Origin of the sequence: Imperialibacter roseus, assembly GCF_032999765.1 — a bacterium.
In the GTDB taxonomy this organism is placed as follows: Bacteria; Bacteroidota; Bacteroidia; order Cytophagales; family Cyclobacteriaceae; genus Imperialibacter; species Imperialibacter roseus.
In genome coordinates this window covers 1,106,170-1,126,308 of the sequence record NZ_CP136051.1, presented here as the reverse complement: position 1 = coordinate 1,126,308, position 20,139 = coordinate 1,106,170, and the positions used below count along the sequence as shown (strand labels likewise).

Here is a 20,139-nt window from a genome sequence, read left to right as displayed (position 1 = left end):
AAAAGCGAAGTTGACGATTTGAGGCCCAACTTATAAGGCAGATGCCTCCATCAGACGGCTTCAATGCCTTGTACCTCACAGAGCTGCTAACGGATTAGAGTCTACTAATTCACACCCTCAGCGAACCACGAAAGCCCCTGGCGCCGTAGTAAGACTCTGCACCGTTGTGGTACAGAAACACATGATTGAAACGACGATCGCAAAAAAGGGCACCGCCAAGCTTTCTGATCTCGGGAGGCGTTTGCACCCAGCTTGAGGTTTTCAAGTCGAACTCTCCAAGGGTTTGCAGCATCCGATAGTTTTCCTCCGTCAGTAATTCTATCCCCATGTTGGCGGCCATGTTGGTGGCGCTGTCGGCTGGTTTATGTTCTTTCCTTGACTCCAGTGCCTCATGGTCGAAACAAAGGCTTCTCCGGCCTTTAGGGCTTTCAGCAGAGCAGTCATAAAAAATGTACTCTTTTGTGTTGTCATCAAAGCCAACAACATCGGGCTCACCGCCTGTTGTTTCCATGTCGTCGAGCACCCATAACTTGCCCGGGTTGGCTTCCAACCTTGCTTTTACTTTGGCCCATTCCAGCCCTTTATGGCGATTCATGTGCTTCTCAAAGCGGGCCTTCAGGGTATTGAGCAACTCTTCGCTTTGTGCTGGTAATAGTTCTTTTTTTGACATCTGGCTAATCATTTAGTCCTTTTCCATCCAAAATATGCTGCATATACTTTTCGATCCTTGCTTCCCGGGTTTTAGATTGCTTGGGTTGAGAAAAATGCAGCAGGTATCCTCTTTGCCTCCCAGGTGTCAACGCCTCGAAAGCAGCTTTCAATGCTGGGTTTTCATCCAGCGTCTGGCGAAACTCATCCGGCATATTGAACTCCGACGTTTTTTTGAGTTCTACCTGGGCTCCAGACTCCTCCACCTCAATGGCTTCGAGGACATAGCCTTTGATAATTGGCTCCATCTCTACTATTTGCTCAGCACTGGTAAACCGGAGCTGGCGGGCCACCTGCACATTCTCCGTTTGCTGGATCAAAATGCCCTCCTCATCCCTGAGCAACACACCCTTATGGAAAAGGACAGCACAGTATTCCTTGAACCCATGGATCAATACCACATTGTTTCCCTGCAGCGTGTAGCAAGGCTTTCCCCATTTCAACTCCTCCACCAGCCCACTGTCGAGAATAATCCTCCTCAATTGATGGAAGGCTTCCTGCCAGCGGGAAGTTTTACTGAAAAAAGCATCGATACTGGGGCTCATATGGCTCATGTTGCTAAATTTAGGTGAGAGGCCAGGGCAAACGCATTTAAAACAAATTAGATAAATTATTTTCAAAGCTGTTTTTCTACCCCGGCCCTTAAGGGTGAAACAGCTTTGAAATTCTTCTTTCCCTTTAGGGCTAGGGTAAAAAGAAGAATTTCAAAGTTAAATAGTTTTAAATGCGTTTGCCCTCGGTGAGAGGCAGTAAAAACACAATCTGAGGCATACATATCGCTACCGGCTCAGGCAACTGATACAAGTTTGCGGGACGACGGCCTGAAATACCACGACACCACAGTCAGCACCAGCAGCAACGTTGGCCCAAAGAGCTCCAAAGGGTCGCTGTTGGCAGCTACATGAGAAAAAATGGCGCCCACCATATTGAAGAAAAAGCCAGCATAAGCCCACTCCTTCAGCAGAGGGAATTTGGGAACAAGCACCGCCACCACTCCCAAAAGTTTCAGCGGGCCGAGTATGGTGAGGATGTAGCTGGGGTAGCCCAGTTGAGCCATTTTCTCTACCTCTTCCTGCATTTTTATCAGCTGCACTATACCAGTTGAAGTCATGCCCAGGGCGAGCCAAATGGTGGCAATCCAGTAAGTGATTTTTCCTGCTTTTCCGGCAGATGGTTGTGTCTCTGTCATGATTAGTTATTTTATGTGTTCGGGTGTAAGTTTTAATGTCTTTCAGGGATTAGCTCTGGCCTAGTATTTCCTGCAGGCGGTTGTGTGCCATATTGACACCCTGCGCAAAGGGTAGCCGTAATATTTGGTCACGGATGGCCACCGACCTGTAAACGACGTGTATGGTGAGTTTGCTGGTGGCGTCGGTGAGTTGCTCGAACTCCAAAAACTCCAGTTGAACACCAAAATTCGCATTCTCCATTTCGAATGTTCTTGTGATCTTCTGATCCGGCACAAACTCATGGATTGTTCCATTAAACCCATGCTTGTTTCCCATAGGGTCGGTGGTTTCAAATTGCCAACTGCCGTGCTTTTTGTTTTCAAGCTTCACCACCTTCGTTCCCATCCATTGTTCCACAATTTCGGGCTCTACATAGGCTTTAAACAGCAGCTCCAATGGTAAATCAAATTCTCTCGTTATCAGCAATTCCTGCTTGCCCTCTTCGGCGTGAATCTTTGTTTTTCGCTCCATAAAATCCTTTTTACAGGGTTTTGTGCTGCTTCATCACAGCTTCCAATTTATTGAACCTGTCGTCCCACAACTGTGCAAATGGCAGAAGCCATTCAGCTATTTCTTTCATTTTGTTGGCGTTGAAGTGATAGTGTATCTCCCTGCCCGACTGTTCCTGCGTGAGCAACTGGCACTCGGTGAGAATTTGTATGTGCTTAGAAATAGTTTGCCTCGATGACTCAAAGCTGTCAGCAATGGCACCGGGGGTCATGGCCTGCAAAGCCACCAACGATAAAATGGCCCTCCGTGTAGGGTCAGCTATTGCCTGGAAAATATCTCGCCTTGTTTTCATTTATGCAGCTATTTGACTGCAAATATACATGCAGCTATTTAACTGCGCAAATATTTTTTTTCAGAAAATAAAAAAGTCAGCTACTGGTGGTTGGTAAAATGGTTAACGCCATGCCTGCCCAAAAGTCAGCAACGTGCCATTTGGGTCGCTGATCGAAAACTCCTTTTGCCCCCAGGGCTGTGTCAGTAAAGGCGTTACCCGAAAGGTAGGCATACTATGCAGGTAGCCATCGTAGAGCTTTTCAATCCCCTCACTTACCCGCACATAAATCATGAAATCGGACTTGGCGGGCACAATAGTCGGGAAGGAAAAAAAGTGCAGCTCCACGCCGTCCTTGTCCATGATCAGGTAGTCGCCATAGTCGGACCGCACGGTGAAACCGAGCTGATTGACATAGAAATCAACAGTTTGCTGCTTATTGATAAAAGGAAGCTTTGGAACAACGGAAGTGAGCATGTCTTTTTTTCAGGCAATTTATACGCTACCTCCCAAAAGGGCACTTGATTGGAATCAAGAAACGAGGCGAACAAGCCGCCGTGCAGTTTTACAAATGATCAGGAAGCGTTTCAAACTCCCTTTTCTTTGCCTCAAACCAGGCTTTCATTTTGTCCGGCGACTTCATTAGCTCGCTCATGGCCTGCATGGCTTCGAGGTGGGCCGCATCTCCTTTTTTAAACATTTCAGTGCCGTGGGTTTTGCTTAGTTGAGCTATTTCGTCGAACGTGGCAGCTTGGAAGGCTTTGTCGCAGGCACCTCCCAACTGTCGGCAAGTCATCGTTTTCATCATGGGGCAGTTTGTGTAATTGTGTGGGTTAAACAGCTTTTTTTCGCATTTCCGTAGTCGATACCTGATTAAAGATAGTCAATTTGCCCATCTATCCACATTCAACATCACCCCACTTACCACTATTCCCATTTCACCTTTGCCTACTTTTAGCTAAATAGTGCAAAAAAAGAGGATTCAAATGAACAACAGACAACTACTGATCGCTTTATCGCTAACCCTTTTCCTGGCCTTACCAGCATGGGCACAGCGAAAAAAGGCTACTCCCGCCGAAATAGTGCCCAAAGCAACACCCGCCGCAGAGCGCTGGCAGGGCTACCAGCAAAGGCTGACACTTCAGCAAAATTCGCTGGTGAAAAACATTCCCTTCCGCAACGTGGGCCCCACCGTAATGAGCGGCCGTGTGGATGACATAGAAGTAGACCCCTCCGACCCTACCCATTTTTATGTGGCCTATGCCTCGGGTGGCCTATGGGAAACAAAAAACAACGGGATCAGCTTTGACCCCATGTTCCAAAATGAAATTGTGATGTCGATAGGCGACATCGCTGTCGACTGGGGCACCGGCACCATTTACGTTGGCTCGGGCGAAAACAACTCCAGCCGTTCTTCTTATTCTGGTTATGGCGTCTTCAAAAGCACCGACAATGGCAAAACCTGGATCCACCTGGGCCTCGAAGAAAGTCATCACATTGGCCGAATCATTCTGCACCCCACCAACCCCAACACCTTCTGGGTGGCAGCCCTTGGTCACCTTTATTCCGACAATGCCGAGAGAGGCGTTTACAAAACCACCGACGGCGGAAAAACCTACACAAAGTCATTGTTCAGCAACGACAAGTCGGGCGCTATTGAGCTGGCAAAAGACCCCTCCAACGCCGACATTCTTTACGCAGCCCTTTGGCAGAAAGACCGCAAAGCCTGGAACTTCGACGGTGCGGGTGAAGGCTCCGGTTTGTACAAAAGCACCGACGGTGGCGGTACCTGGGCAAAAATCAATACCGAAGCAAGTGGCTTCCCTACTACCAAAGGTGTAGGACGCATAGGCCTGGAAGTGTCTTTATCCAATCCGTCCATCGTGTATGCCATGCTCGATAATCAGGACTTCCGGGACAAAGAAGAAAAGAAAGAGGAAGAAGACAAGGTGACGAAAGACCTGCTGAGAAGCATCTCTACAGCCGACTTTCTGGCCCTCGACAACAAAGACATTAACGCCTACCTCGACGCCAACCGCTTTCCGCAGAAGTACAATGCCCCCGACATTAAGAAAGGCGTGGAAGCAGGCAAGGTAAAACCGCTCGACCTGGTAGAATACACTGAAGACGCCAATTCGCTCCTGTTCGACACCGAAGTGAAAGGCGGGGAAATGTACCGCTCCAACGACGGTGGAAAAACATGGTTCAAAACACACGCAGGTTACATCGAAGACCTGGTGTACAGCTACGGTTACTACTTTGGACAGGTGCGCATCGACGCCCGGGATCCCGACCATATTTACACCATGGGCGTGCCCATCGTACGCTCGCTCGACGGTGGCAAAACCTGGGAGTCGCTCGACAACGACAACGTACACAGCGACCACCATGCCCTGTGGGTGAACCCCAAACGCACTGGTCACCTCATCCTCGGCAACGACGGCGGCATCAACATCTCCTACGACGATGGCAAAACCTGGAACAAGTGCAACCCTATTCCGCTGGGTCAGTTCTACTCTGTGACCTACGACATGGCCAGTCCCTACAATGTGTACGGAGGCCTGCAGGACAACGGCGTGTGGATGGGGCCAAGCAACTACGAATATAGCAACGGCTGGCAGGCAGAAGGTCAGTATCCGTTTAAATCCATTTTCGGCGGCGACGGCATGCAGGTGCAGGTCGACTTCAGAGACAACCTGACATACTACACCGGACTGCAGTTTGGTAACTACATAAGGGGCAACTCACAAACCGGAGACCGCAAGCGCATCACGCCATCGCATGAGCTGGGCGAGCGGCCCTACCGTTGGAACTGGGAAACGCCTATCTTCCTCAGCCGCCACAACCAGGACGTGCTCTACATGGGCTCCAACCGTTTCCACCGCAGCATGGACCAGGGCGACAACTTCGAAACCCTTTCCGGCGACCTGACCAACGGCGGTAAAAAAGGCAACGTGAGCTACGGCACCCTGACTGTGATTGCCGAGTCCCCCACCCGCTTCGGACTACTCTACACCGGCAGCGACGACGGGCTGATTCATGTGAGCAAAGACGGTGGCTACAGCTGGACAAAGATTGTGAGTGGCCTGCCACAGAACTACTGGGTGAGCAATGTGGAGCCTTCCAAACACAAAGAAAGCCGGGTGTATGCCTCGCTCAACGGCTACCGATGGGACAATTTTGATGCACTGATCTATGTTTCAGAGGACTATGGCACAACCTGGAAGAAGATTGGCACCAACCTGCCCAAGGAGTCTGTGAACATCATCAGAGAAGATCCTGAAAATGAAAATGTGCTGTACGTAGGCACCGACCACGGCCTGTATGTGTCGGTAGACAGAGGTGCCAGCTTCATGGCTTTCGATGGTGGCCTGCCCAACGTAGCTGTGCACGACCTGGCCATTCACCCTAGGGAAAAAGACCTGATCGTAGGCACACACGGCCGCTCGATCTATATTGGCAATGTAGCCCACCTGCAAATGCTGACTGGCGACGTGCTAGCCAAAGCATTGCACTTGTTCGACACCGACAAGGTAACCCACAGCGAACGCTGGGGCATGCCTGGCTTCAGCCAATGGAGACCCGTGAATGAGCCGAGCCAAACATTGCCCTTCTATGCGAAAGCTGGGGGTGATGTAGCACTCACCCTCACCTCAGACAAAGGCACCAAGGTATTCGAGGCCACTGTGAAAGCAGAAAAGGGACTTAATTACTATGACTATGACCTGACGGTAACCGACGCACAAGTAGATGCACTAAAAGCAGAGCTTGGCGAAGAAAAAGCCAAGGCGGTGAAAAAGGCCGACAATGGCAAGACCTACCTCGTACCCGGCACCTACACAGTTACCATTAGCCAGGGCGGAGAAACCTCCACCACCAACCTAAAAGTAGACGAGCCAAGAAAGCGGCCCGAAAGGAAGGGATAATTAACTAAGAGGTTAAATAGAAAAGAAAAAGGTCCAAGCCTATCCGACTGGAGAAACCCGGCCGGGCGGGACGCATTGAACCAGTTTTTCTTTTCTATTTAACTTTCACGACTTCTTGAAAATTACTTACCAACTTGGTCCAACAAAAGGCACCTCTCTTGTTTTTAAATTCGGAGGAACACAACGCTGTTTTCTTAAATACTATTCTTAGTTCAGTGTAGCGCCCTTAATGGCGGGAGGGGGAAAAATGGTGGCAGGGTGCGTGTTTTCGGCTTGTGCGTTAATTTTTCCATGATTTTTGGTTACTTTTCATCCCATCCGGGAACGGCAAGGAAAAGTAACAGCCCACCCGGCTTGAGGGTAAAAATATATTGATTTCAACCATGCCCAAAGAATGCCTATTCCCCGAAGAACGCATCGAAGACTTCAATCTTCTGGATCCTGAAGTCACCTATTCCTATGCCGACTATCTCCGGTGGGCTTTCGAGGAACGAGTGGAGATCATCAAAGGAAAAATCTTCAAGATGTCGGCTGGTCAATTGACACGGCATCAACTGATAAGCACCAATCTTATAAGCCATATAGGCCCCCATATTAGAAACAAATCATGCAACCTATTCCATGCACCCTTTGACGTCCGCCTGCCCGATAACCCAGGAGATGACGACAAAAAGATATTCACTGTGGTACAGCCCGACATCTGTATCGTGTGTGACGCCAGCAAACTCGATGAGAAAGGATGCGTAGGTGCACCTGACCTAATTATTGAAATCCTTTCTCGATCCACAGCATCAAGAGATCTCAAAGACAAATTCGAGCTTTACAGGGAACATAAGGTCAACGAGTATTGGTTGGTTTTCCCCAACGACAACATCGTGGAGATTTTTCTTCTCAACCCAGAAGGCCATTACCTGTCTGCCGCCAGACTTTCCGGCAGCGATCATGTTCAATGCGGCATGCTTTCCGCAATCAACCTGACAGTGGGCGATATTTTCGAATAGATCAACAGTTGTGGTGTTGCCTGGATGTAATTCCATGAGGTAAAGCGCTGCCTATTTTCACTAGCGTCCCCAACTCCTTTCCGCTTCCCCGTGTCCTATCGCTCAAACATTAAATTCATTATGAGTATCAGGCACTTTTTCATCTTACTTCTGAGCGGACTAGCACTTGCAGGCTGCGGAGTAACCGACGACGACATTCCCAGAAACGAAACCACCGTCTTCTTTCTCGTCACTGAGTTTAGCGCAGAAAAGGGTGATTCCTACATCCTGCCACTTTCCAGCGCCGAAGACATTGCAAAGGCAAGGGCGATCGTTGCTGATAGAAACAACGAAGCACTGGACAGGCTGGTTGTGGCTAAAGTGGCGGCAACCGATGGCACGGAAACCTACCTCAACAAAGACTTGCTCCGAAATGTCACGTGGTCGTGGAAGGTAACGGAATTTAGCGGCTTCGCTGGCTCCACTATTGAAATCCTCGACGGCGGCCCTCAAGACGTAGAAAATGACATGGATTGGTGGTTTGACAACACAGGCCAGGAAGAAGGCACTGGCAATATCGGTTTCTGGGGATACACTGTGCAGAGAGAAGTGTCGCCAGAGGAAATAAAAAAATAAAAGGTACGGCTCATGGCATGAAAAATGCCAGAGATTGCTCAAACACAAAATAAAGATGAACAACACAATCAAACTGACCGGCCTGGCGCTGGTGCTTTTATTCACGCAATGCGGCAACAACAACTCTGGCGGCGAACCCATGGGTTTCAGCAGCGAAATGGCTCCTGCCGCCGATCGCAAGATGGCTGCTGCTGAAGAGGATCCCCAAATGCACACTGGCGATGCTCCCAATACCATTGAGCGCAAGCTCATCAGGGAAGGCAACATGCGTTTCAAAACTGAAAACGTGAGCAAAACACGCACATTCCTTGACTCAGCAGTCACAGCTCATGGTGGCTATGTTTTCAACGAAAACATGTACAAGAACGAGGGCATGATAGAGCAGAGCGTGGCCGTTCGCATTCCCGACGACAAGTTCGAAGTATTTATGGCGGCTATTTCTTCGTACGCCGGCAAGGTGGATAGCAAAAATGTGAACGCCATCGATGTGACAGAGGAGTATGTGGATGTGGAAACCCGGCTCAAAACCAAAAAAGAGCTGGAAACCCGCTATATCGATTTGCTCAAGCAAGCCAAAACGGTCACCGACATGGTGGCCATCGAAGCACAGCTGGGCCAGGTGAGAACGGACATTGAATCGATGCAGGGCCGGATGAACTACCTGCAAAACAGGGTGAAGTTTGCCACGCTTTGGATCAACTTCTACCAGACCGACTCCGAGGGCTTTGGCTTTTTCTACAAAGTAGGAAGTGGCTTTGGCGTAGGCTGGGCCAAGTTCCTGGGCTTTATGGTTTGGACGGTGGAGTTATGGCCTTTTGTGCTGATTATCCTCATAATCGTAATCATAGTGCGGATAAGAAGGGGGCGCCGAAATATTTAAAACCACGGGGGAGCTTTTGCTCCCCTTCTTTTATCTTGTCTTGGCTCATGGTCAAACACCTGCTTGCCCTGCTTTTTATATTTGTCATTGCGTCAGAATGCCTTGCCCAGCAGCCATTTCTGTTGTTTCATAAAAGCAGGATAAGGGAAGCGAAGTATTATGCAGGAGAAGTGATCGCCTTTCGCATCAAAGACAACGATTTCAAGGTAACCGACCAGATCAAAGGCTTTAAAGACGGCCTGATACTCTTCGATGGTTATGAAGTCGACCCAAAGGACGTCACCCACCTATATATGGACGACAAAACCATTATCTGGTTTGCCCTGCGGTTCAAGCTGTCGAGGCTCTGCTCTATTGCCGGCGCTGCCTATCTGGGGCTCGATTTGCTGAACAATTATGAAACCGACAGAAACACGATCATCCTGGGCAGCTCTCTGATTGCTGCCGGCGTTTTAAGTCATGTCATCTTCAGAAGGGTCTTTAAAATCAAGGGAAAAATGAAGTTGGTGGTCATTGCCTGATATTCACCGGCACTTCCACTCACTTTCTGAAAATAGTATTGGCCCTGGTGGGAATCGTGCCCGCAGGGTCAGCGATAAAACACCAACAAGGCTGCCTCCGGAGGATAATGTCCTTTCGATGGGTGGCAAGTGGGTCGAAATACCATTTCAATAAATATCTCTTGCTACATTGCCAACTATGCCGAAAACTCTGCTACTGCTCTCCCTCGTTACTCTCCTGTGCTTCCCACTCCGGGCTCAGCAGCCTTACCTGCTGTTCCATAAAAGCAATACTCGTGAGGCTCAGTATTTTGCTGGCGAAGTCATTGCTTTTCGCATCAAAGACAACGACTTCAAAGTAACCGACCAAATCAAAGGCTTCAGGGATGGCCTGGTGCTGTTCGATGGCTATGAGGTGCACCCCAACGATTTTGAGGTGCTTTATACTGATCAGAAAACCAGGGCCTGGTTTGCCTTCGGCTACAAGTTTGTGAAGCTTACCATGATTGCCGGGGCTGGTTACCTGGCCCTCGATGTGATCAACACAGGCCGGTTCGACAAAAACACCATGATCATCAGCGGCTCACTGATTGGCGCAGGATTGATTGGCCGACTATTCATCAGGGAAAAGTTCAAAATAAAGGGCAAAAAGAAGATGGTGGTGATTGAGTAAGCTGGCTTGAACTCTTTTATGGTATATTTAATTAATATACTAAAATGATATACTTTTGTCATACAAACTAGCGCAAGCGTCCGCTTATGCCAGAGGGGGGACTTTCTAAACCTAGAGAACCGACTTTGCTTTACTACACCAAATAAAATCCAGATGAAGACAGTTTCACTAAAAATTGATGATGACATCTCTATGGAAACAGAGAAAATCCTATCCGAATTGAAGCTGCCCAGAAATCGTTACATCAATGAGGCAATAGATCACTACAACCACATTCAAAAGAGATTGCTTATTGAAAAAGCACTTACGAAAGAATCCTTTCTGGTCAGGGAAAACTCAATGAAGGTACTTAAGGAATTTGAAGATTTGGAAGATGGAGATTAATCAGTTTGAAATTTGGCTGGCTGACTTAAATCCACGAATGGGTACTGAAGCCGGTAAAACCAGGCCGGTTCTTGTTGTTCAAACCAATTTGCTGAACAAGTTATCTCATCCTTCAACTATCATATGCCCAATTACCAGCCAAGTTAGCCCAAAGGCAAACATACTACGAGTCCACCTTAGAGAGGGCGATGCGGGTCTCAAAAAAAACAGCGACGTAATGATAGATCAAGTAAGAGCTATTGATAATAACAGGCTCACGCAAAAACTAGGTACCCTGTCAGGAAGCGTTATCAATGAGATTAAAAAAAACTTGCAGATAGTTCTTGATATAGGGGGCTAGTTTTCTCCAAATTAATATTCCTTCAGTATTTTGATTTCTGCCGCAATCCACCCTCCAATTTGCCGGTTTAAGCAAGCTTCCACTTTGAAGCTATGGCCTAAATTTGTATCATTCATTCACTTAAACACAAAAGTCATGAGCGATAACAAAACCCTTGCACCTATCACCATAGAAGCCGTTGTCAATGCTCCTATTGAAAAAGTTTGGGCCTGCTGGAACGAGCCTGAGCACATCACCCAATGGTGCCATGCCTCCGACGACTGGCATGCCCCCTTTGCCGAAAACGACCCAAAGACCGGGGGCAAATTCAAAACTACGATGGCCGCCAGGGACGGCAGCTTCAGCTTCGACTTCGGCGGAATATACGACGAGGTAAAAACGCATGAAAGCATAGCCTACACCATGGAAGACGGCCGCAAGGTCAGCATTGTTTTCACTGCCGATGGCAATAAAACCAAAGTGATAGAAACCTTTGACCCTGAAAAAGAAAACCCGATCGAAATGCAGAGAGGGGGCTGGCAGGCTATTCTTGACAACTTTAAGAAGCACACAGAAAGTGTTTAAGCCATGGGCTAAACTATAACGATGGTCATCAGTCACGAAAAGTTTGACTATCGCAACAAATGTCTGATCGAAAAGGTGGTCATTCAGGCCCCTTTTCGATTTGCTGTTGACTTCCACGAAGAAGCCTGTTTTATCCATTTTTCCGCTGGTGAAGCGAGGATCAATTCTCCCTCCGGTCAGCTACCTGTGGAGCCGGAAGACTCCGTGCTGCTGAAGTGCGGCAGCCACTTTGCTGATTTGCTTAAGTATGGAGCTTCCAACACATACGAGATTCTTGTTGTGCACCTTTATCCTGATATCCTCCGAAGCGTTTATAAGTATGAGATTCCGTCTTTTGTTAAGGCTTCGGAATCAAATTCGTTTTTCAGAAAGGTAATTCCTGACCAGCTGATTGGGAAGTTTATTGAAAACCTTTACTTCTACTTCGACAACCCTTCCCTGGTCAGCGATGAGCTGCTTGAACTCAAAGTAAAGGAGCTGGTGCTGCTGCTGATACAGACTAAAAATGCCGACTCGGTGCTTCAGCTGTTTTCCGACCTTTTCACCCCCCGACAGGTCAACCTCAGAGACGTCGTCAACAATCACCTTTTTTCGGGCCTATCGCTGGAAGACCTTGCCAGGCTTGCCAGTATGAGCGTGTCCACTTTCCAGCGTTCATTTCAGGCCAGCTTCCAACAAAGTCCGGCCAACTACATCCGCACCAAACGGCTGGAGCGGGCAAAGGAACTGCTCGGCGTAAGTGACTTGAGTGTGGGCGAAATCGCCTTTCAAACAGGCTTCAGCGATGTCTCACACTTTTCCAGGACTTTCAAAGCATCCTTTCGATTGTCCCCGTCCGATTATCGGAACTCAACGAAAGCGTAATCACCATCCCGACCGGAATAGTCAACTCATTGACTTTTTTGTGCAAAGCAAACAAGTGCAGAGTCCTGACTTTTGCTGTGGATATGATAATTCACAGTAAGCATGAAGAAGATAGACAAAGCAAAGTTCGGCCCGTGGGCCCTTATCACAGGCGCCTCGGCCGGTATCGGTGAGGAGTTTGCCCGGCAGCTTGCAGCCGGCGGATTTGACCTGGTGCTGGTAGCGAGAAGAAAAGAGTTGCTAGAGCACCTGGGACAGGAGCTAAAGCAAAAACACCACATCAACTATCAAGTAATTGAGGCTGATCTTTCCACGACGGCTGGTGTTGAAAAAGTGATTGAAGGCACCGATGGTCTAAACGTCGGTTTGCTGATATCAAACGCCGGAACCGGCAAGCCCGGGAAGTTCCTCAAATTTGGTCTTGATCACCTTATGGCCACCATTCAACTGAATGCGCTTTCCCACATCGCATTGACCCACCATTTTGGTCGGAAAATGGCGGCTGCAGGCAAAGGCGGGATTCTGCTCACGGGAGCCATGGGTGCCATTGATGGACTTCCCTACATGGCCAATGAGTCGGGCACTAAGGCGATGGTGCAGGCCCTCGCCAAAGCCCTTAACACGGAGCTGAAGGCCACTGGCATCCACATCACTGTGCTGGTGACCAGCCCTACAGAAACACCGGTGCTGCCGTTGCTTGGCTTCACAAAAGACAACCTGCCCATGAAACCGCTGTCGGTGCAGCAATGCGTAAGTGAGGCACTCGAGGGATTGAGGAAAAATCGGCCTTCGGTGTTGCCTGGCCTGAAGTACAGAATGATGAACACCGTGGTGCCGGCATCATTTTCACGGGCAATGATGGCCAAAGTGTTTAAAAAGAACAACAATATCGACTAGCATGAAAACCATCAGAACCAATTCCATCCTTCTCGGATCAATGAGCCTCGCCTTTGGCCTGCTGAAGTTTATCGATCCCTTTCAAACATGGTATGCCACGCAAATAGAAACTTCCGGAATGCCCTCTGTTGCCTATCCCATGGGTATTGTCGGTGAAATAGTCACCGGCTTGTTGTTGCTCATGCCATGGCTCCTGTCATTTTCTGCTGCCTCAAAAAAGGTATCACTGCTAGTGGGCCATGGCTCACTAGGCATTATGATGATAGTGGCATGCTATGTTCACCTTCTTCCCGATGTACCTGCCGATGTGCTCCCGCTGAAGATAAAGCCTCCCTTCATTCCGTTGGTGGTGCTCGCCTACACGCTGTTGAATATGATTCAGATATACCGATCTAAGCCATTTAACAACTAAGGCTGCCACACTTTCAACTTTTTTGGTAGATTCCGACACCAAACGAATCTGCCATGTCAAACCAATCGAAACCAATAGTAGCCCTTTTGCTGGGAGTATTTTGTCTGCTGAGTTTTCAGCTGTCCGCACAAGTTTATCAGCCTGAAAAATTCGGTGACATGAAGTGGCGCATGATAGGCCCGCACCGGGGTGGGCGCACTGTAGGCGCTGTGGGCGTGCCTCAGCAACCAAACGTGTTCTACATCGGCGTCAATAACGGCGGAGTGTGGAAAACTACAGACTACGGCCGCACCTGGGTACCGATTTTCGATGACCAGCCAACAGGCTCTGTTGGTGACATTGCCGTTTCACCGTCCAACCCCAATGTGCTATATGTAGCATCTGGCGAGGGCTTGCAACGCCCCGACCTTTCCGTAGGCAATGGCATGTATAAAACAACCGATGGCGGCAAGACGTGGAAACACCTCGGACTGGAAGACGGTCAGCAGATAGGGCGAATCGATATTGATCCGAAAAATGAAAACAGGGTGTTTGCAGCAGTGCTCGGTCACCCCTACGGCCCCAACGAGGTGCGTGGCGTGTACCGCACGCTAGACGGCGGCACTACATGGGACAGGGTGCTGTACATGGACGAAAACACAGGTGCCATTCAGGTGCTGATTGACCCACAAGATCCAAATACAGTCTACGCCTCCATGTGGCAGGCTCGTCAGGGCCCATGGGAAAATGCTGCCTGGCAGGGCCCCAACAGCGGGCTTTACAAGTCAACCGACGGTGGCAACACCTGGAAAAAGCTGGCCAAAGGCTTGCCAACTTATGAACAAGGACTTGGCCGTATCGGTATTTCGGTAGCACCGAGCGACAACAAAAGGCTCTACGCCAGTGTGAACGCTCCAGACGTAGGTGGCATCTTCCGTTCCGATGATGCAGGCGAATCGTGGTACCTGATCAACAACGATCCAAGACCATGGGGCCGTGGAGATGACTTCGCAGAAATCCAGGTCGATCCCACCAATCCCGACATTCTCTATTCAGCTAACGTGGTAACATGGAAGTCTGTGGATGGCGGCAAAACTTTTTCTGCCTTTCGTGGAGCCCCGGGTGGCGACGACTACCACCGCATTTGGATCAACCCCATCAATCATGACATCATCCTGATCGCAGCCGATCAGGGAGCAATTATCACTGTGAACGGCGGAGAAACTTTCAGCAGCTGGTACAATCAGCCTACGGCACAGTTTTACCATGTCAGCACCGACAACGACTTTCCTTACAATGTGTACGGTGGTCAGCAGGAAAGTGGTTCGGTGGGCATTGCCAGCCGTGGCAACGATGGCCAGATCACTTTCAGGGAATGGCATCCCGTGGGCGTGGAAGAATATGGCTACGTGGCAGCCGATCCCCTTGATCCCAACATCATTTACGGCGGCCGGGTAAGCAAATACAACAAAAAGACCGGGCAGGTGCAAAATGTGTCGCCAGATCCTGTGCGGGATGGTGGCTATCGCTACATCCGTACCATGCCTATTCTCTTTGCCCCTACAGATCCAAGAACACTGTACTCTGCAGCCAATGTAGTGTTCAAAACCCAAAACGGTGGCGACAGCTGGGACGTGATCAGTCCCGATCTGACAAGGGCCACCTGGGACATTCCGGAAAGTGTAGGCATTTACACCGACGAAAGCATGAAAACCATGCCCCGCCGGGGTGTGATCTACACACTGGCCCCGTCGCATGTAGATGGTGAGATAATTTGGGCAGGCACCGACGATGGGCTGATTCACGTAACCAAAGACGGCGGCAAAACATGGGCAGACGTTACGCCTCCTCAGGTCACTTCGTGGGATAAGGTTTCATTGATGGACGCAGGCCACTTCGACAAGGAAACAGCCTACGCTGCCATCAACAGCATTCGCAACGACGACATGCAGCCCCATATTTTCAAAACACACGACAGCGGCAAAACGTGGACGGAGATCGTAAAAGGCTTGCCCAACGACCCCATCAATGTGGTAAGAGAAGATCCCATCAGAAAGGGTTTACTATACGCTGGATCGGAAACGCAGGTGCATGTGTCGTTCGACGACGGTGCCAACTGGCAGCCATTGCGCCTCAACATGCCAGCCACCTCCATTCGTGACCTTGTCATCAAAGACGACGATGTGGTGGTGGGCACGCACGGGCGCTCGTTCTGGATACTGGACGACATTACTCCCCTGCGACAGTTGACAACTACCGCTGTAACCCAGCCGGTGCTGTTCAAACCCCAGGACACCTACCGGGTGCGCTGGAACATGAATACCGACACACCGCTGCCCCAAGAGGAGCCCGCTGGTCAAAACCCACCTGACGGTGCCATCATCAACTACTATTTGCCTGGCGACGCATCAGAAGTGTCGCTGGAGGTCTTTGACCTGAATGGCACGCTGGTAAAAAAATACAGCAGCAGCGACAAGCCCTATGAGGTGCCCCCGGTGAACTTCCCTCATTACTGGCTGAGACCTCAGAAAATCCTTTCCGGCAAGGCAGGGCTCAACCGTTTTGAATGGGACATGCATTATACTCAACTTGAAACACCAGGTTCCTTTTCCATCGCTGCCATCTATCAGAACTCAGCGCCAGAACCTGACGGGCCTTTTGTGCTGCCCGATACTTACAACGTGAAACTAACAGTGGACGGCAAATCGTACAGTCAGCCAATTACCATCAAAATGGACCCCAGGGTGAAAACTTCTAAGGTGGATCTGCAAAAGCAGTTCTTCCTTTCGATGGCCTGCTACGAAACGAGGAAAAAGAGTCTCGCTCTTCTCGATGAAATGGAAAAGGTGAGTAAAAACCTGGAAGCTGGCAAGGGAAAAAGCAAATCGCAGGCAGCTGCGGCAAGCCAAATGCAGCGGGAGCTGATGGGAGCCGACAGAAGGCTCAGCAGGTTGATGTCGATCCTTCAGGAAAATGATATGACGCCCACTACTTCGACGGCAAAAGCAGTAAAACAGTATGTTGAAGTGGTAGCCAAACAGGCAGCCGACTGGGCAGCATTTAAGAAAAAAAATAAGATCAAATAGCAAAACACGCCTGTACAAATGAAAAAATCTCAACTTATCGCTGTACTAATATTTTCTTTAGTCGCCACGAATCCTCTTTTCGCCCAGGACTGGCCCAACTTTGCCAAATACCGTGAACAAAATGCGGCCCTGGCACCACCGGCCAAAGGGGAAAACAGGGTTGTGTTCATGGGCAACTCCATTACGGAAGGCTGGAGCCGGGTAAATCCTGAATTTTTCGAAGGCAAGCCCTACATCAACAGAGGCATCAGCGGGCAAACAACTCCTCAGATGCTGGTGCGTTTCCGGGCAGACGTCATCAATCTGAAGCCGGCTGTGGTGGTCATCCTCGCAGGCACCAACGACATCGCAGGCAACACCGGCCCTTCCACCCTTGAAATGATTGCCGACAATATATACTCCATGGCCGAACTGGCGAGAGCTAATGGCATTAAAGTAGTGCTCTCTTCCACGCTTCCGGCCTATGACTACCCGTGGAAGCCAGGCATGGAACCAGCGCCCAAAATCGTGGCCCTCAACAAAATGATCAAGGCCTATGCCGACAAAAACAAGATCGTGTATGTCGACTACTTTTCAGCCATGGCCGACGACAGAGACGGGCTGCCTAAAGAACTGGCCGGGGATGGCGTGCATCCTACGAAAGCAGGGTACAACGTGATGGAACCGCTGGCAGAGGCGGCGATTGCTAAGGCCTTGAAGAGTAAGTAGTGGCACCATCAACCGTACCAGGCCTGGGTTGTTTTGAAAGCGCTCTTCTATGGCATTTGCCGTTGTCACAGTAAGTCCCATCGGGACGGCACATCGGTCAGAGAGCTCAGGCACCAGTCCAGTCCCATAGGGACGGCATATCGGTAAGGACATGGTCTCTGGCGCATGACAAGTGCCGTAGGTACGACACATAAAAAAGATAGAATGGACTGGAAAAGCAAACTGATCAACAACCTGAACTTCGGTGCCAACATGAATAACCGTGAGGCGAAGCTTAGCCTGGCGGCAATGGTGGCTGCCAAAGCTAAAAACGGCGAAACCATAGGCTTTGGCTCCGGCTCCAGCAGCTACCTCACTATCCTCGAAATAGGAAAACGAGTGGCCACCGAGGGCCTTCAGATCAAGGCCATCCCCACCTCCCATGAGGTAGAACTCACCTGCACTCAACAGCAAATCCCTACTGTTTCTTTCAACACCGCCCGGCCCGATTGGTGCTTCGACGGGGCCGATGAGATTGACCCAAAGAGCAACCTCATTAAAGGCAGAGGCGGAGCCATGTTCAAAGAAAAGCTCATCATGGCTGCTTCACCCAAAACTTTCATCCTTGCAGATTCCTCCAAATTGGTGAAAAAGCTTGGTGAGAAATTTCCGGTGCCGGTGGAAGTGATTCCATTTGCACTAAGCAGCGTCGAAAGCAGCCTGCTAACGTTGGGGGCTGTTAGTATACAACTGAGGATGGCTGGCGGCAAAGACGGGCCCGTCATCACCGAAAACGGAAACTTCATTTTGGACGTACGCTTCAACGATATTGGAGAAGGGCTTGAGAAGATGATCAAATTGATACCCGGGGTGCTGGACAACGGGCTTTTTATGGGATACAATATTGAGGTAGTCTCTTCCTGACAGCAATAGTTAACCGTTGACCATCAAAGTAGTGGGTGTTTGAACAAAAAGCGCCAATTTACACGCTCAATTTCCGAAACCGACCCTTTCTAACCCATGACTAAATCCCGCTTTCCAGCTATCTCCGCATTTTGCGCATGCCTGCTCATCGCAGCAAACTTTCAGCTGGCCGCCCAAAAAGGCATAGACGCTGCTATCACCGAAGTGCTCCCGGCAACCCTCAAAAAACACCGGGAGTTCGTTAGCCTGCCTAATGTTGCCTCAGACAGTGACGGCATCATGAAAAACTATGAGTGGGTCAAAAAAGAACTGGAACAGCAGAAGTTCACAGTGAAAATGCTGGAGTCCTCCACCCTGCCCCTCATGCTGGCAGAACGAACGGTTAGCAAAAAAGCGAAGACAATTCTCTTTTACCTGCACATCGACGGGCAACCCGTCAACGCCGCCAACTGGGACCAGGAAGATCCTTTTACGCCGGTTTTGAAACAGTTGGATAGTCAGGGCAACTGGTCGACTATCGATTGGAAAAACCTCGATGGTGCCATTGACCCCGAGTGGCGCATCTTCGGCCGGGCCGCAGCCGACGACAAAGCACCGATCATGATGATGCTGACTGCGGTTGAGCTGCTCGACAAGGCCAAAATCAAACTGGGGGTCAACATCAAAATCATCTTCGACCCACAGGAAGAAGCGGGCTCCGAAGCCTTTCTTTCCACCCTCGACCAGTACAAGGCTGACTACGCCGCCGACTACATGATCATCATGGATGGGCCCGCCCACCCCACCAATCAACCCACACTCACTTTTGGCTGCCGGGGTAATGCTACTTGCAGTATCACTACTTATGGTGCCAAACTGCCTCAGCACAGCGGCCACTATGGCAACTATGTACCCAACCCTATTTTCACCTTGTCGCATTTGCTCGCCAGCATGAAAGACGAAAACGGCCGGGTGCTGGTCGATGGTTATTACGACGGCATAGAAATGACGCCAACCGTAACCGCACTCCTCAGTCAGGTACCCGACGACAATGAAGACATCCGAAAAGGATTGGTCATACACGAAGCTGAAAAAGTGGGGAATAATTATCAGGAGGCACTGCAATACCCGTCTCTCAACGTCCGCCACATCGACACCTCGTGGAAAGGCCCTGGGCTAAAAACAATCATCCCTGAACAAGTGACCGCTTATATCGATGTACGCCTGGTGGCAGAAACTGACGGCGGTGAGCAGCTTGAAAAGATCAGAAAGCATATTGAAAAGCAAGGGTTCCTCGTGCTGGATAGAGCGCCGACAGACGAAGAACGGCTCACGAACCAAAAAATAGCCACTTTCAAAACCAACGGCTTTGTCAATGCCTTCAGAACCGACATGGAGGCTCCCATCGGTCAAAAGCTCCGGGCAGCTATTGCAAAAGAATTCGGCACCCCTCCGGTAAGCATACGCACCATGGGCGGCACCGTGCCTATCATTCCTGCCATCAATACGCTAGGCATTCCTGCCATTATTGTGCCCATGGTGAACATGGACAACAACCAGCACAACCCCAATGAGAACATCCGCATAGGCAACATCAGTCAGGGAATCAAAATGTGCATGGCGATTTTAACAATGGAGCTTTAAAATTAAAGAGGTCAGAGATTAAAGAGGTTACTTTCTGCGCTTCTGCACAGAGTAACCTCTTTAATC

At 49.7% G+C, this 20,139-nt stretch carries 23 protein-coding genes; 16 read left to right on the top strand and 7 right to left on the bottom strand.

The genetic code is table 11. The annotated features are described in order from the left end of the window. Positions 1–109: 109 nt before the first annotated feature. The 7 genes from RT717_RS04920 to RT717_RS04890 form a co-directional block, all read right to left on the bottom strand. Positions 110–670 carry a DUF4256 domain-containing protein gene (locus RT717_RS04920; protein WP_317490619.1) on the bottom strand — a complete coding sequence of 187 codons (561 nt, stop codon included), beginning with the start codon at positions 668–670 and terminating at the stop codon, positions 110–112. A 4-nt stretch (positions 671–674) separates the two neighbouring features. After that, positions 675–1,253 (bottom strand): YdeI/OmpD-associated family protein, encoded by a 579-nt coding sequence (locus RT717_RS04915; protein WP_317490618.1) that lies wholly within the window; start codon positions 1,251–1,253, stop codon positions 675–677. Positions 1,254–1,495: 242 nt separating this feature from the next. Beyond that, entirely contained in the window at positions 1,496–1,897 is a 402-nt protein-coding gene (locus tag RT717_RS04910) for a DoxX family protein (protein ID WP_317490617.1), read from the bottom strand. Between the two features lie 49 nt (positions 1,898–1,946). Beyond that, complete coding sequence (locus tag RT717_RS04905; RefSeq protein ID WP_317490616.1) at positions 1,947–2,408, bottom strand: SRPBCC domain-containing protein; 462 nt, start codon at positions 2,406–2,408, stop codon at positions 1,947–1,949. A gap of 10 nt (positions 2,409–2,418) precedes the next feature. Next, positions 2,419–2,739, bottom strand: coding sequence for an ArsR/SmtB family transcription factor (locus RT717_RS04900; protein ID WP_317490615.1), 321 nt, complete (start codon positions 2,737–2,739; stop codon positions 2,419–2,421). Between the two features lie 102 nt (positions 2,740–2,841). Continuing rightward, the gene (locus RT717_RS04895; protein WP_317490614.1) at positions 2,842–3,195 is read right to left on the bottom strand and encodes a bleomycin resistance protein; all 354 of its coding nucleotides are present in this window, start codon (positions 3,193–3,195) and stop codon (positions 2,842–2,844) included. Positions 3,196–3,283: 88 nt separating this feature from the next. Next, complete coding sequence (locus tag RT717_RS04890) at positions 3,284–3,526, bottom strand: DUF1059 domain-containing protein (protein ID WP_317490613.1); 243 nt, start codon at positions 3,524–3,526, stop codon at positions 3,284–3,286. 178 nt (positions 3,527–3,704) lie between these two features. Between RT717_RS04890 and RT717_RS04885 the strand changes: the two genes are divergently transcribed. The 16 genes from RT717_RS04885 (at position 3,705) to RT717_RS04810 (ending at position 20,073) form a co-directional block, all read left to right on the top strand. Next, on the top strand, positions 3,705–6,644 hold the full coding sequence (locus RT717_RS04885) for a WD40/YVTN/BNR-like repeat-containing protein (protein ID WP_317490612.1): 2,940 nt from the start codon (positions 3,705–3,707) through the stop codon (positions 6,642–6,644). A 383-nt stretch (positions 6,645–7,027) separates the two neighbouring features. Next, on the top strand, positions 7,028–7,645 hold the full coding sequence (locus RT717_RS04880) for a Uma2 family endonuclease (RefSeq protein WP_317490611.1): 618 nt from the start codon (positions 7,028–7,030) through the stop codon (positions 7,643–7,645). 120 nt (positions 7,646–7,765) lie between these two features. Beyond that, on the top strand, positions 7,766–8,260 hold the full coding sequence (locus tag RT717_RS04875; RefSeq protein WP_317490610.1) for a BP74-related protein: 495 nt from the start codon (positions 7,766–7,768) through the stop codon (positions 8,258–8,260). A gap of 55 nt (positions 8,261–8,315) precedes the next feature. After that, a complete protein-coding gene (locus RT717_RS04870) occupies positions 8,316–9,140 on the top strand; it encodes a DUF4349 domain-containing protein (RefSeq protein ID WP_317490609.1) in 825 nt (274 codons plus the stop codon). A 47-nt stretch (positions 9,141–9,187) separates the two neighbouring features. Further along, positions 9,188–9,661 (top strand): hypothetical protein, encoded by a 474-nt coding sequence (locus RT717_RS04865; protein WP_317490608.1) that lies wholly within the window; start codon positions 9,188–9,190, stop codon positions 9,659–9,661. Positions 9,662–9,839: 178 nt separating this feature from the next. Continuing rightward, the gene (locus RT717_RS04860; protein ID WP_317490607.1) at positions 9,840–10,313 is read left to right on the top strand and encodes a hypothetical protein; all 474 of its coding nucleotides are present in this window, start codon (positions 9,840–9,842) and stop codon (positions 10,311–10,313) included. 153 nt (positions 10,314–10,466) lie between these two features. After that, positions 10,467–10,697 (top strand): hypothetical protein, encoded by a 231-nt coding sequence (locus RT717_RS04855; RefSeq protein WP_317490606.1) that lies wholly within the window; start codon positions 10,467–10,469, stop codon positions 10,695–10,697. Next, positions 10,687–11,037, top strand: coding sequence for a type II toxin-antitoxin system PemK/MazF family toxin (locus RT717_RS04850; protein ID WP_317490605.1), 351 nt, complete (start codon positions 10,687–10,689; stop codon positions 11,035–11,037). The genes RT717_RS04855 and RT717_RS04850 overlap by 11 nt, the downstream gene beginning before the upstream one ends. A gap of 135 nt (positions 11,038–11,172) precedes the next feature. Beyond that, entirely contained in the window at positions 11,173–11,601 is a 429-nt protein-coding gene (locus tag RT717_RS04845) for an SRPBCC family protein (protein ID WP_317490604.1), read from the top strand. A 21-nt stretch (positions 11,602–11,622) separates the two neighbouring features. After that, positions 11,623–12,465 carry an AraC family transcriptional regulator gene (locus RT717_RS04840; protein ID WP_317490603.1) on the top strand — a complete coding sequence of 281 codons (843 nt, stop codon included), beginning with the start codon at positions 11,623–11,625 and terminating at the stop codon, positions 12,463–12,465. Positions 12,466–12,567: 102 nt separating this feature from the next. After that, a complete protein-coding gene (locus RT717_RS04835) occupies positions 12,568–13,362 on the top strand; it encodes an SDR family NAD(P)-dependent oxidoreductase (protein WP_317490602.1) in 795 nt (264 codons plus the stop codon). A 1-nt stretch (position 13,363) separates the two neighbouring features. Further along, a complete protein-coding gene (locus RT717_RS04830; RefSeq protein WP_317490601.1) occupies positions 13,364–13,774 on the top strand; it encodes a hypothetical protein in 411 nt (136 codons plus the stop codon). A 53-nt stretch (positions 13,775–13,827) separates the two neighbouring features. Continuing rightward, positions 13,828–16,839: a VPS10 domain-containing protein gene (locus tag RT717_RS04825; protein WP_317490600.1), complete on the top strand. Its 3,012-nt coding sequence runs from the start codon at positions 13,828–13,830 to the stop codon at positions 16,837–16,839. Between the two features lie 18 nt (positions 16,840–16,857). Next, positions 16,858–17,547 (top strand): SGNH/GDSL hydrolase family protein, encoded by a 690-nt coding sequence (locus tag RT717_RS04820; protein WP_317490599.1) that lies wholly within the window; start codon positions 16,858–16,860, stop codon positions 17,545–17,547. Between the two features lie 204 nt (positions 17,548–17,751). Further along, positions 17,752–18,450, top strand: coding sequence for a ribose 5-phosphate isomerase A (gene rpiA / locus RT717_RS04815; RefSeq protein WP_317490598.1), 699 nt, complete (start codon positions 17,752–17,754; stop codon positions 18,448–18,450). Positions 18,451–18,546: 96 nt separating this feature from the next. Continuing rightward, positions 18,547–20,073, top strand: coding sequence for a M20/M25/M40 family metallo-hydrolase (locus RT717_RS04810; protein WP_317490597.1), 1,527 nt, complete (start codon positions 18,547–18,549; stop codon positions 20,071–20,073). Positions 20,074–20,139 lie beyond the last annotated feature (66 nt).

What these genes read in the sequence shown, in the direction of transcription:
- RT717_RS04920 (WP_317490619.1), bottom strand. Translation starts at nt 670, where the DNA reads ATGTCAAAAAAAGAACTATTACCAGCACAAAGCGAAGAGTTGCTCAAT.
- RT717_RS04915 (WP_317490618.1), bottom strand. Translation starts at nt 1,253, where the DNA reads ATGAGCCCCAGTATCGATGCTTTTTTCAGTAAAACTTCCCGCTGGCAG.
- RT717_RS04910 (WP_317490617.1), bottom strand. Translation starts at nt 1,897, where the DNA reads ATGACAGAGACACAACCATCTGCCGGAAAAGCAGGAAAAATCACTTAC.
- RT717_RS04905 (WP_317490616.1), bottom strand. Translation starts at nt 2,408, where the DNA reads ATGGAGCGAAAAACAAAGATTCACGCCGAAGAGGGCAAGCAGGAATTG.
- RT717_RS04900 (WP_317490615.1), bottom strand. Translation starts at nt 2,739, where the DNA reads ATGAAAACAAGGCGAGATATTTTCCAGGCAATAGCTGACCCTACACGG.
- RT717_RS04895 (WP_317490614.1), bottom strand. Translation starts at nt 3,195, where the DNA reads ATGCTCACTTCCGTTGTTCCAAAGCTTCCTTTTATCAATAAGCAGCAA.
- RT717_RS04890 (WP_317490613.1), bottom strand. Translation starts at nt 3,526, where the DNA reads ATGATGAAAACGATGACTTGCCGACAGTTGGGAGGTGCCTGCGACAAA.
- RT717_RS04885 (WP_317490612.1), top strand. Translation starts at nt 3,705, where the DNA reads ATGAACAACAGACAACTACTGATCGCTTTATCGCTAACCCTTTTCCTG.
- RT717_RS04880 (WP_317490611.1), top strand. Translation starts at nt 7,028, where the DNA reads ATGCCCAAAGAATGCCTATTCCCCGAAGAACGCATCGAAGACTTCAAT.
- RT717_RS04875 (WP_317490610.1), top strand. Translation starts at nt 7,766, where the DNA reads ATGAGTATCAGGCACTTTTTCATCTTACTTCTGAGCGGACTAGCACTT.
- RT717_RS04870 (WP_317490609.1), top strand. Translation starts at nt 8,316, where the DNA reads ATGAACAACACAATCAAACTGACCGGCCTGGCGCTGGTGCTTTTATTC.
- RT717_RS04865 (WP_317490608.1), top strand. Translation starts at nt 9,188, where the DNA reads ATGGTCAAACACCTGCTTGCCCTGCTTTTTATATTTGTCATTGCGTCA.
- RT717_RS04860 (WP_317490607.1), top strand. Translation starts at nt 9,840, where the DNA reads ATGCCGAAAACTCTGCTACTGCTCTCCCTCGTTACTCTCCTGTGCTTC.
- RT717_RS04855 (WP_317490606.1), top strand. Translation starts at nt 10,467, where the DNA reads ATGAAGACAGTTTCACTAAAAATTGATGATGACATCTCTATGGAAACA.
- RT717_RS04850 (WP_317490605.1), top strand. Translation starts at nt 10,687, where the DNA reads ATGGAGATTAATCAGTTTGAAATTTGGCTGGCTGACTTAAATCCACGA.
- RT717_RS04845 (WP_317490604.1), top strand. Translation starts at nt 11,173, where the DNA reads ATGAGCGATAACAAAACCCTTGCACCTATCACCATAGAAGCCGTTGTC.
- RT717_RS04840 (WP_317490603.1), top strand. Translation starts at nt 11,623, where the DNA reads ATGGTCATCAGTCACGAAAAGTTTGACTATCGCAACAAATGTCTGATC.
- RT717_RS04835 (WP_317490602.1), top strand. Translation starts at nt 12,568, where the DNA reads ATGAAGAAGATAGACAAAGCAAAGTTCGGCCCGTGGGCCCTTATCACA.
- RT717_RS04830 (WP_317490601.1), top strand. Translation starts at nt 13,364, where the DNA reads ATGAAAACCATCAGAACCAATTCCATCCTTCTCGGATCAATGAGCCTC.
- RT717_RS04825 (WP_317490600.1), top strand. Translation starts at nt 13,828, where the DNA reads ATGTCAAACCAATCGAAACCAATAGTAGCCCTTTTGCTGGGAGTATTT.
- RT717_RS04820 (WP_317490599.1), top strand. Translation starts at nt 16,858, where the DNA reads ATGAAAAAATCTCAACTTATCGCTGTACTAATATTTTCTTTAGTCGCC.
- rpiA (WP_317490598.1), top strand. Translation starts at nt 17,752, where the DNA reads ATGGACTGGAAAAGCAAACTGATCAACAACCTGAACTTCGGTGCCAAC.
- RT717_RS04810 (WP_317490597.1), top strand. Translation starts at nt 18,547, where the DNA reads ATGACTAAATCCCGCTTTCCAGCTATCTCCGCATTTTGCGCATGCCTG.